The organism is Aerococcus kribbianus, assembly GCF_026805545.1.
GTDB classification, from domain to species: domain Bacteria; phylum Bacillota; class Bacilli; order Lactobacillales; family Aerococcaceae; genus Aerococcus; species Aerococcus kribbianus.
This window is the reverse complement of record NZ_JAPRFR010000001.1, coordinates 153,502-163,163: the sequence shown is the minus strand read 5'-3', so window position 1 is coordinate 163,163 and position 9,662 is coordinate 153,502. Positions and strand designations below refer to the sequence as shown.

Sequence of the window (9,662 nt, the reverse complement as noted above, 5' to 3'; positions counted from 1 at the left end):
GAAAGATTATGGAGTACGTGACTTATGATTTTGAGACAGCAAACAGGAATCGTTCATCAGCTTGCTCTTTAGGTGCAGTAAAAGTTTCTGATGGAAAGATAGTAGATCAATTTGAATCTTTGATTAATCCTGAAGAAGACTTCGAACAACGAAATATAAATATACATGGTATTACAAGTCAGGATGTTGAAGATAAACCAAATTTTGTCGAAGTATTTGCTCATTTTCTTGAATTCTGTAATGGACTCCCAATTATAAGTCATTCGGGGTTTGATCGTGGAGTGATTATATCAGCAACCAATAAACACAACTATCAATTTGATGAAGTTAAATTTATGGATAGTCTTGTGCTTGCCAGGGCCATTTGGAAGGGTAAATATTTTAAACTTGGTCTTAAACCACTTGCGCAAGAGTTAGGGTTTAACTTCATGCATCATGATGCATTAGACGATGCCAAAGCTTCAGCATTTATTATTGAAGAATTAATTAAGTATACTAAATCTGACTCTCTTTTAGACCTTCAATTAAAAGCCGGTTATAATGGCTATGGAACCTTAACATCTCATGGAAGCGACAATTCAAAAAAAATAACCACAAACTTAAAAAAGAAAGTCGATAATAAAAGCCTAACTCAGAAAGAAATAGACAATTTAGTTAATGAAGTTGATCATTCCAAATTAGACAAAAACCACATATTTTATAATAAAGTAATTGCTATTACAGGTAAAATTGCCGATGACTTATCAAGAAATCAATGTAAATTAGCAATTATTGCCGTTGGTGGACATCCAAAAAACACTATCAATAAAGATACTGATATTTTTATTGAAGGCAAACCAACTGCCCATAATTTAATAGATTGTAAATCAAATAAATATCGAAAAGCTCATGAGTTATTTGATAACGGTAATGACATAACTTTTTATTCAGGTGATGAATTTCTAGAAATAATTGATACGACCAATTTGGAATAAGATGATGATATAATTAATCTCAATTTAGAAACTATAAGAGTGAGCGTATAGATTCATAAATCTTTCAATTTTATTATTAATACTAATAATAATGACTAAACTGTTCCTAAAAAGCTTCTGAATAATACAAGGAGGTAGAATTTGGCTAATCAGTTGAAAAAAATACCACATGAACTGCAAAAACAGCACGCCTACATGCTATATTTACAAGATATAATTACAAATCTATTAGTGCTAGCTGATGAACATAATTTATCACAACCTGAAATTGAATTCCAAAATAAAGAAGGTAAATCTAATAATAATAATTTAATTGAATGGCTAGAAAAAATAATTATTCCTCAGAAGCTAACTATATACTTAAACCTCACTTACTGTTCTCTCTGTTATCTGATTTTAATATGTATATGGGAGACTCCTTACGCTCTATTGAAGAGGGAAGGGTCTCTGTAGCTTTTGCTACTTCAAGAAAACCAATACATGACACATTCTTTTATTTGTGCTGGTTATTATCTTCGGGCGACGACTTGTTAAATAAAATTCAATATTCTAATAAGGCGAAAGATTATGATATTAGTGAATTTAAAAGAGGAAAGTCTGATTTTATTATTACAACCTTATCTAATGCAATTGATGAAGTTATTTGTCCTTGGAATGGTAAAGAATTATATGAATTATTATACACAAAAGATAAAAGTGATTTAGCTTCTGTTTGGAATAAATCTTTACATATAATTACAAACGACAAAAACCATACTACAAATCCCAAAAATCTAAACTTTGTCTTTGCGAATAATGATATATGGAATAATTTATGGGGTTATTATTACTCGGTTTTCCTACATATTTATCACATAGCAATGAGGGTGGCTATTAAAATCTTTCAAGATATATTTAAAATTAGTGAAAACTATCGTGTAATTAATCAAGTTATTCTCGATATTAAATATCTAGAGATTATTGGTATTGAAGATGATGATATTAAATCAGCATATAAATACATACTTGAACATACTGAATTTTATTGTGATAAGTGTGCATCAATATATAACAACCAATTTCTTCTAGAAGAAATTTTAACAAAAAATCTTTTTGCCTGTCAGCATTGTGGTCATATGGAAAGAGTAGGAAATTACATTATAGATGATCCAGAGATTGAAAAGATTATTAATAATAGAAGAATTATCATTTAATAGTTTTTATTATTCCAAGCTAGAAAATTAATAGTCTAGTTTACATAATATATATTATCGAAAGTAAACGCTATTCAAAAATAACTTCCCTCCCCATTTATATACATAAATAAAACCGACCCAACAGATACTTGTTGAGTCGGTTTTTTATCTTATATAAACTTAGTCGTCTTCTTTTACTCTTAGAGTCATGGCATTTACTGCCACAATCACTGTTGATAATGACATTAGAATTGCTCCTAAGGCTGGGCTAATGGTGATTCCGATTGGTGCTAATAATCCTGCTGCTAATGGGATAGCTATGAAGTTATAGCCAGCTCCCCATGCTAAGTTTTCCTTCATTTTACGATTTGTTTTACGTGCTAATGTTAGGAATGCTTGAATGTCGCTAGGTTCAGATTGTGTTAGGATCACATCAGCTGAGTCTAATGCCACTTGGGTTCCAGCACCAATGGCCATACCCACATCAGCTAAGGCTAAGGATGGCGCATCGTTAACACCATCACCAACCATGATCACATGTTTGTCTTGGGCTTTTAGCTCTTTAACCAATTCATATTTGTCTTCAGGTGATTGATTGGCATAATACTCAATCCCTAATTCCTTAGCAACTATGGAAGCAGAGTTTTCATTGTCACCTGTAGCCATAATCACTTCTTTACCTGCTTCTTTAAGTTGTTGGATAAGATCTTGACTAGAGTCTTTTAATTCATCTCCTAAGGCTACTGCTGCAATCGCTTCGCCATCTTTCACTAAAACTGATACTGTCGCACCAGTTGGGCGGTCAAAGTCCAAATTCTCCCCATAAGCAGCCTCACTAATTAGTTGATAAGAATGACCTTCATAGTTACCAGCCACACCTTGACCAGAAATAACTTTATTTTCGGTGAATTCTACTGGTGAAATGTTTTGATCTTTTGCGTATTGGACTAAGGATTGGGCGATAGGATGGGTGGATCCAGATTCAATACCAGCTAATAAGCCAGTGATTTCGGCTTCATTGAAGTTGCTATTTAATGATTTAATTGTTAAAACGTCGAACTGTCCTTTTGTTAAGGTGCCTGTCTTGTCGAGAACAATAACGTCTGCCTTATCTGCTAATTCATAGGCTTGACGGTCCTTAGTTAAGATACCGTAGTGAGCGCCTATAGAGGTTGATCGAGCCACAACTAGAGGAATGGCTAATCCTAAGGCATGCGGACAAGCAATAACCAAGGTTGTTACCACATACATCAAGGCAGTTGGCAAGTCTGCAATAAGCAACCAAGCAATTAAGGCAATGATTGCTGCTGTCAAAGCAATATAGAAAAGATAAGAAGCCACTTTATTGGCTAAGTTTTCCGCACGTGACGCTTGATTTTGCGCGGTATCAACTAATTCTTGTACCTGCGAAATAAAGGAGTCAGATCCCAAACGTTCGACTTCAATTTCTATTACTGAGTCACCATTTGTTGAGCCACCAATTACTTGGTCATTGATTTCTTTTTCAACGGCCTTACTCTCACCAGTTAGTAAGGACTCATTGACTTGACTTTGTCCTTTAATGATTCGGCCATCTGCTGGCACGTTTTCACCTGCTTGTACTTGAATTAAGTCCCCCACTACTAAGTTGCTAATAGGGACTAATGTATAATTGCCATCAGCTTCTTTGCGGCGAGCTTCTTTGGGTAACAAGGCAGCCAAGGATTCTTGAGCGTCTCCTGCTTTGGCTACTGACTGCATTTCAATCCAATGACCTAACAGCATGATAAGGATAAGAGAAGCAAATTCAAATAAGAAGTTCATTCCTCCACCATTATTAGTGAAATAGTCAGCTAAAATAGCATAAGCAGAATAAAGGTAAGCCACACTAAGCCCTAATCCAATCAAAGCCATCATGGACGGTTGCCCTTCCTTGATTTCAGCTAATCCACCTTGGAAGAAAGGCTTACCACCGACAAATATCAGTAAGGTTGCTAAGACTAAAGCGATAATATCTGAATACGGAAAGGTAAATTGTCCTGGTAGTGTCAATTCTCCCATTGGTGAAATCAACATAATAATTAAACCAATTGGTAAGGATTGCCAGAACATTTTCTTGAAATTACCATGGTGATGGTGGTGACCATGTCCACCATGCCCACAATGATCATGGTGGTCGTGACCAGAATGGCTACTATGATCGTGGTGATGAACATGATGATGTTCACCATGTTCATAGTGATGACAGTGTTCGTTCTCCTGCAAATCATTCTTGGGCTTGTTTTGCTTATGATGATGGTCATGATGATGATGTTCATGTTCTTTGACCATTATAATTCCTCCCTTTTTTAAAACTACGGTTGTAGACAATACTATTATAGCTTTTTCGTTTACAATTGTAAACCATAAAGGTCACAAAAATAGACCAGAACATTTCTGGCCTATTGCATCTGCTTATTAATACAGATTCCAATTCGCTTGAATATCTTCTTTTAGATCACTATTTAGCATCGCAATCAATTTGATTCGGGCTTGGGTACCATTAAGACTTCCTTGATCAAAGGTACAGCCTGCTTGTTCTAAGGCAGCCCCGCCTCCTTCGCCATCATAGAGGCTAACTACCCCACCGGTATAGGACCGTGAAACGACAATTACTGGGATATTCTTATCTAAGGCCTTATGCACTGCGGGAACAGCATCGGGGAAGATTTGCCCTGCCCCTAAAGATTCGATAATTAGCCCGTCGCAATCATGGTCAACCAAATAGTTGAGATAATCCGCATTAAAGTCTAGGGCCATGCGAACCAAATGGACATTACGCGTAAAGGCTTGTGACAAATCTACTGTAAAATGTGGGCGTTTGTTTTTCAAATTATAGTAAGTCACACGGCCATCATAGAGAATCCCGAGTTCACCACCTAAGTAAGAAGTAAAGGCGTGGAGGCCAATACTATTTTGTTTGATGGCCCCATGAGCAGCAATAATACTTTGGTCAAACACAATTAAAACTCCTTGACCACGACTCTCATCTGAACTTGCGGTTAAGACAGCGTCACGAATATTAGAGTGACCATCAAAACCAAGGTCTTCAATGCTTAGCTGGCTACCGGTGAAGACAATTGGAACCTCAGTCGCAAAAATAAGATCCATCATATAGGCTGTTTCTTCCATAGTATCAGTCCCATGGGTTAGAACAATCCCATCAACTCCAGCATCAAGACTTGATTGAATTGCATTGGCAATATCTCGTAAATCTTCTAGGGTCATTTCGGAAGAATCGATGCTTTTTACTTCAATAACATCAATGTCCACATCTAAATGATCTAAATTGGCATTTTCTAACAATTCATCACCGGTCATAGCGCCAGCCTTCAAACGGCCAGTTTCAGGGTCATGAATCGACATAATGGTGCCACCAAGATTGATTAAGGCAATTTTTTTCGTCATAAGCGTCTCCTTCTCTATTAAATATACTAACTGGGTCAGCTTCTAAAATGGGCCATAATTAATAAATTGGGCAAAGATAATAAAGATAATGCTGACAATGGCTAAGATTGCCATCAATGGTAGGTAGAACTTGGCCCAATCTTGCCATTTTACCTTGGATACATCTAAGGTTGCCATAAAGGTACCAGAAGTTGGATAGAATGGTTTGGCCACCCCATCACCTAAAACATAGGCTAAAACAGAAACTTGTTGGTTTAAACCAACCATACGAGCTAGTGGGGAGATAATTGGCATGGTAACCACTGCCTTACCAGATCCAGATGGTACGAAAAAGGCAAACAAAGCAATAAAAATAAAGATCGCCAAAGCGGATAATAGTAAAGGTAAACTTTGTAAAAAGTTACCAAAGTAATAAACGATGGTATCAAGGATTTTGGCTTCTTGCATGATAACTGAAATACCTGTAGCTACACCAATCAAAATCGAACCGGACATGACACCAATGGCACCATTAACGAAACCATCAACGATTCGGTCGCCACCCATGCCACCGATTAGACCAGCCACAACACCAAGTAAGACAAAGGCCCCAGCCATTTCAATCATACCCCAACCTTGAATAATAACTAAGGCTAGAATCACTGCAAACAAGGCAATAGACACTAGGCCAACCCCAATTTGCTTAGAAGTCATTTTATCGTTGACCTCTTGTTTTCCTTCGTCTTCTTTGATCGCTCCGATTCGGATAGCTTCTTGGGTTGCTTTTTCAACATCAGTGTGAATTGATCTAGCATAGCGCATGGTATAAATCACACAAATAAAGAATAAGACAATAAATAAAACTCCTCGTAACCAGAGCCCAGAAAACATAGGTAAGCCAGCAATTTCGTGGGAAACTCCCACATTAAATGGGTTAGTCATTGATGACATTACCCCAACAATATGGGTCGATAGAATAACTACCGCTGTAGCTGTTAAGTTATCAAAACCTAAACTAATCATAAGTGGTAAGATGATTGGGATATAAACCATGGATAACTCTTCAGTCCCAATAAAGGTCGCAATTGTTCCTAAAACAAACATTAAGATAGGAATAACCCAAATCCCATTGTCTGCAAAACGTTGTGACAAACGATAAATCGCTATATCGATAACTCCAGTTTGTTTAATGACCTCTAGGGCACCAGAAATAATCAATGTGAAGGCGATAACGGTAGCTGCTTCAACCATCCCTTTTGGAAAAGCAGCCCAAAATCCAATAAAACCTACCGGATTCGCATCTACAAATTGGAATTGGTTGGGATCAGCAACCTCTTGTCCCGTTTCAAGGGTAAGTGTACCGAACTCTCCCGCCGGAACAAAATAGGTCAAAATAGTAACGAACAACATTAAAAAGAACAAGATAACTAAGGCACTGGGCATCTTGAACCTTTTCTTCTTCTCTTCAGACATCGCTGTCTTCCTCTCTAATTTAAAAATTTACACTCTACTTATTATACCTAATTTTAATGCATTGAAAAAGAATTCTTTTTATATTCTGACAATTCAATAGTAAAGGAGAAATACGGGGAGCAATACTCCATAATAAATACCGAAAACATAAATGTTTAACGCTAATAAAACTATTTTCTTTATAGAATTAAAAGAAAATGATTTTATTGACATCAATTGCCTCTAGACCTTTTTTGTTCCTTTGTGATAAGCTAGAAAGTATTGACAAAGGAGGCTATTATGGACCAATTTCTACAAATGCTTGATTTACAACTCACTCTACTTGTTTACATTGTCTTTGGCTACGTGGCTTATCGTTTAAAACTAATCACTGATGAGAATCGCCCTGCTTTTATGACCTTATTATTGAATGTCTTATTACCAATTATGGTCTTTAACTCATTTAAAAATATTACTTATGATTTATTGAAGTTATCTTTCCAAGCCATTATTGCAGCTAGCATTATATATGGAATTATCGCTCTAGCTGTTCCTTTTATCTATCGGGCCTACCCTAATAAGAAAGCCAAGTTATTGGAATATGCTACTCTAGTAAACAATGCTGGCTTTGCCGGTTTGCCTCTATCAGAATCAATGTATGGGCAAGCAGGGGGAATCATTGCATCTATTTATCTATTTCCTCATCGTATCTACATGTGGACAGTAGGAATCAATATTTTGGAACGTGGCGATTACCCCCAACAAGTATCCTTTCGAGATATTCTATTGAAACTTTTGCGTAACCCTTCGATTGTTGCAGTTTTTCTTGGTTTATTACGCGGCCTTTTAGAAATCCCTTTTCCTAGTTTTTTGGACCGAGGTTTAGCAGGAATTGCTGGTACAGTATCTCCTCTGGTGATGATTGTCATTGGTTCCATTATCGCGACGGTTGATCTTAAGGGACTTTTAGAAGAAGGGGTTCTCTACTATTGTTTTATCCGCCTTTTAGCCATTCCGTTTATCACCTTACAAATTATGAAGGCTATGAGTCTTGACCCCACTTTAATTGGTGTCGTGACCATCATGGCTGGTATGCCGGCTGGATCAACAACAACTATTCTAGCCGCCAATTATGATTTAGATATTCAATTTGCAGCTAAGATTACTTTTGTCTCCATCCTAATGTCCATTATTACTATCCCACTCTTGATGGCCTTTATTTAATCCTTTTAATTGGGCGGACTAGTCAACCAACCCCAATCTTTTCTAATTTTGCCACGTTTTCGTGACACATAAGGGTTACCTCCTACATAATAACGCAATTCAGCCTCCGTCCATTTTCCTTTATTAGGAATGCCAATACGGGGGCTGGATTTAATTTCAGCGACTTGTAATTTTGGCAGTTTCAAATCAATAAACAAGGGTTTGTCACGGTAAGAGGTCCCATAAGCTTCCATACCTACTCCTAAGGCTTGGACTAACTTACCTGGACCATTAGTGAGTTCATAACCGCTTTTATTGGGACGGTTTGCAGCCATTTCGTCTATCCCTTGGTAGGGTTGGATGGCGCGAATCAACACGCCCTCCCCAACTCCTTCAGCTTGGGTGGAGATATTAATCATAGTATGCTGCATCATCTGGTGAATATAAAAGGTACCAGCAGGACCATACAAAGCCTTGACACGGTCAGAGTAGTGCTTGTTATAGGTATGAGCAGCTTGATCTTCCTCTCCCAAGTAAGCTTCAGTTTCCACGATCCAACCACTTAGACGTTGACCATCTTGTTCATGGACCAATAAACAACCTAAAAATTGGCGGGCGATTTCTGCTGTTGAAAATTGAGGATCAGTAATAAACGACATTTTTTCTTCCTTCCTAAGTGATAAAGAGTCGTCACCCATGGGTAACGACTCTTATATATTATATCTCAATTCACTTGCTTATAAAACCATGATGTAGAGTACTGCAGCAATTGTGGCACCGATAATTGGTCCAACAATTGGAATCCATGCATAGCCCCAATCAGAGTCTCCTTTATTAGCAATTGGTAAGATTTGATGGGCAATCCGCGGTCCCAGGTCACGAGCAGGGTTAATAGCATAACCAGTCGTTCCCCCTAAGGACATACCAATAGAAGTTACGATAATTCCGACGACAATTGGGCCGACACCATCAACAATATTATTAGGACCCATAGCCATTACACCCATGGCTAAAATTGCTGTACCCACAATTTCAGACAAGAGGTTCCAGCCTGTTGATCGTATTGCTGGACCAGTAGCAAACGTTCCCAGAATAGCTTCTGGGTCTGGTGTCGCTTCAAAGTGTTTAAAGTAGTTCAACCAAACTACTACCGCACCTAGGAAGGCACCAATCATTTGACCGGCAATGTATGGAATCACTTCAGCCCAAGGAAATGTCCCGTTAATGGCAAAAGCAATCGTAATGGCTGGGTTCAAATGGGCATCGGATAGGAATCCAGAGGTATAAACCCCCATAGTTACGGCCAAGCCCCAACCAAGTGTAATTAACAGCCAGCCCGTGTCTTGGGCCTTTGATTTGTTAAGACTAACTCCAGCAACGACCCCATCTCCTAAGAGAACTAGGACAAAAGTACCGATTAATTCTCCAATAAATCCTTGCATACAAGCACCTC

General features: G+C 37.7%; 8 protein-coding genes. 3 read left to right on the top strand and 5 right to left on the bottom strand.

Annotation, left to right across the window (positions count from 1 at the left end):
- Positions 1-8 precede the first annotated feature (8 nt).
- Together OW157_RS00805 and OW157_RS00800 are read left to right on the top strand one after the other, a co-directional pair.
- A complete protein-coding gene (locus OW157_RS00805; RefSeq protein ID WP_268751432.1) occupies positions 9-974 on the top strand; it encodes an exonuclease domain-containing protein in 966 nt (321 codons plus the stop codon).
- 317 nt (positions 975-1,291) lie between these two features.
- Positions 1,292-2,167: a hypothetical protein gene (locus OW157_RS00800; RefSeq protein WP_268751431.1), complete on the top strand. Its 876-nt coding sequence runs from the start codon at positions 1,292-1,294 to the stop codon at positions 2,165-2,167.
- Positions 2,168-2,329: 162 nt separating this feature from the next.
- Here OW157_RS00800 and OW157_RS00795 read toward each other — a convergent pair whose 3' ends face one another.
- From OW157_RS00795 to OW157_RS00785, 3 genes are all read right to left on the bottom strand, one after another.
- Positions 2,330-4,459, bottom strand: a complete 2,130-nt coding sequence (locus OW157_RS00795) for a copper-translocating P-type ATPase (RefSeq protein ID WP_268751430.1) — start codon at positions 4,457-4,459, stop codon at positions 2,330-2,332.
- A gap of 126 nt (positions 4,460-4,585) precedes the next feature.
- Entirely contained in the window at positions 4,586-5,575 is a 990-nt protein-coding gene (locus OW157_RS00790; protein ID WP_268751429.1) for an asparaginase, read from the bottom strand.
- Between the two features lie 42 nt (positions 5,576-5,617).
- Positions 5,618-7,027, bottom strand: coding sequence for a YfcC family protein (locus OW157_RS00785; RefSeq protein WP_268751428.1), 1,410 nt, complete (start codon positions 7,025-7,027; stop codon positions 5,618-5,620).
- Positions 7,028-7,306: 279 nt separating this feature from the next.
- Between OW157_RS00785 and OW157_RS00780 the strand changes: the two genes are divergently transcribed.
- The gene (locus tag OW157_RS00780; protein WP_268751427.1) at positions 7,307-8,230 is read left to right on the top strand and encodes an AEC family transporter; all 924 of its coding nucleotides are present in this window, start codon (positions 7,307-7,309) and stop codon (positions 8,228-8,230) included.
- A 5-nt stretch (positions 8,231-8,235) separates the two neighbouring features.
- Here OW157_RS00780 and OW157_RS00775 read toward each other — a convergent pair whose 3' ends face one another.
- Both OW157_RS00775 and OW157_RS00770 read right to left on the bottom strand, forming a co-directional pair.
- Positions 8,236-8,868, bottom strand: coding sequence for a DNA-3-methyladenine glycosylase (locus OW157_RS00775; RefSeq protein WP_268751426.1), 633 nt, complete (start codon positions 8,866-8,868; stop codon positions 8,236-8,238).
- Positions 8,869-8,946: 78 nt separating this feature from the next.
- Positions 8,947-9,651, bottom strand: a complete 705-nt coding sequence (locus OW157_RS00770) for an MIP/aquaporin family protein (protein WP_268751425.1) — start codon at positions 9,649-9,651, stop codon at positions 8,947-8,949.
- Positions 9,652-9,662 lie beyond the last annotated feature (11 nt).

Coding starts and splice junctions, on each gene's coding strand:
- OW157_RS00805 (WP_268751432.1), top strand. CDS start 9: ATGGAGTACGTGACTTATGATTTTGAGACAGCAAACAGGAATCGTTCA.
- OW157_RS00800 (WP_268751431.1), top strand. CDS start 1,292: ATGGCTAGAAAAAATAATTATTCCTCAGAAGCTAACTATATACTTAAA.
- OW157_RS00795 (WP_268751430.1), bottom strand. CDS start 4,459: ATGGTCAAAGAACATGAACATCATCATCATGACCATCATCATAAGCAA.
- OW157_RS00790 (WP_268751429.1), bottom strand. CDS start 5,575: ATGACGAAAAAAATTGCCTTAATCAATCTTGGTGGCACCATTATGTCG.
- OW157_RS00785 (WP_268751428.1), bottom strand. CDS start 7,027: ATGTCTGAAGAGAAGAAGAAAAGGTTCAAGATGCCCAGTGCCTTAGTT.
- OW157_RS00780 (WP_268751427.1), top strand. CDS start 7,307: ATGGACCAATTTCTACAAATGCTTGATTTACAACTCACTCTACTTGTT.
- OW157_RS00775 (WP_268751426.1), bottom strand. CDS start 8,868: ATGTCGTTTATTACTGATCCTCAATTTTCAACAGCAGAAATCGCCCGC.
- OW157_RS00770 (WP_268751425.1), bottom strand. CDS start 9,651: ATGCAAGGATTTATTGGAGAATTAATCGGTACTTTTGTCCTAGTTCTC.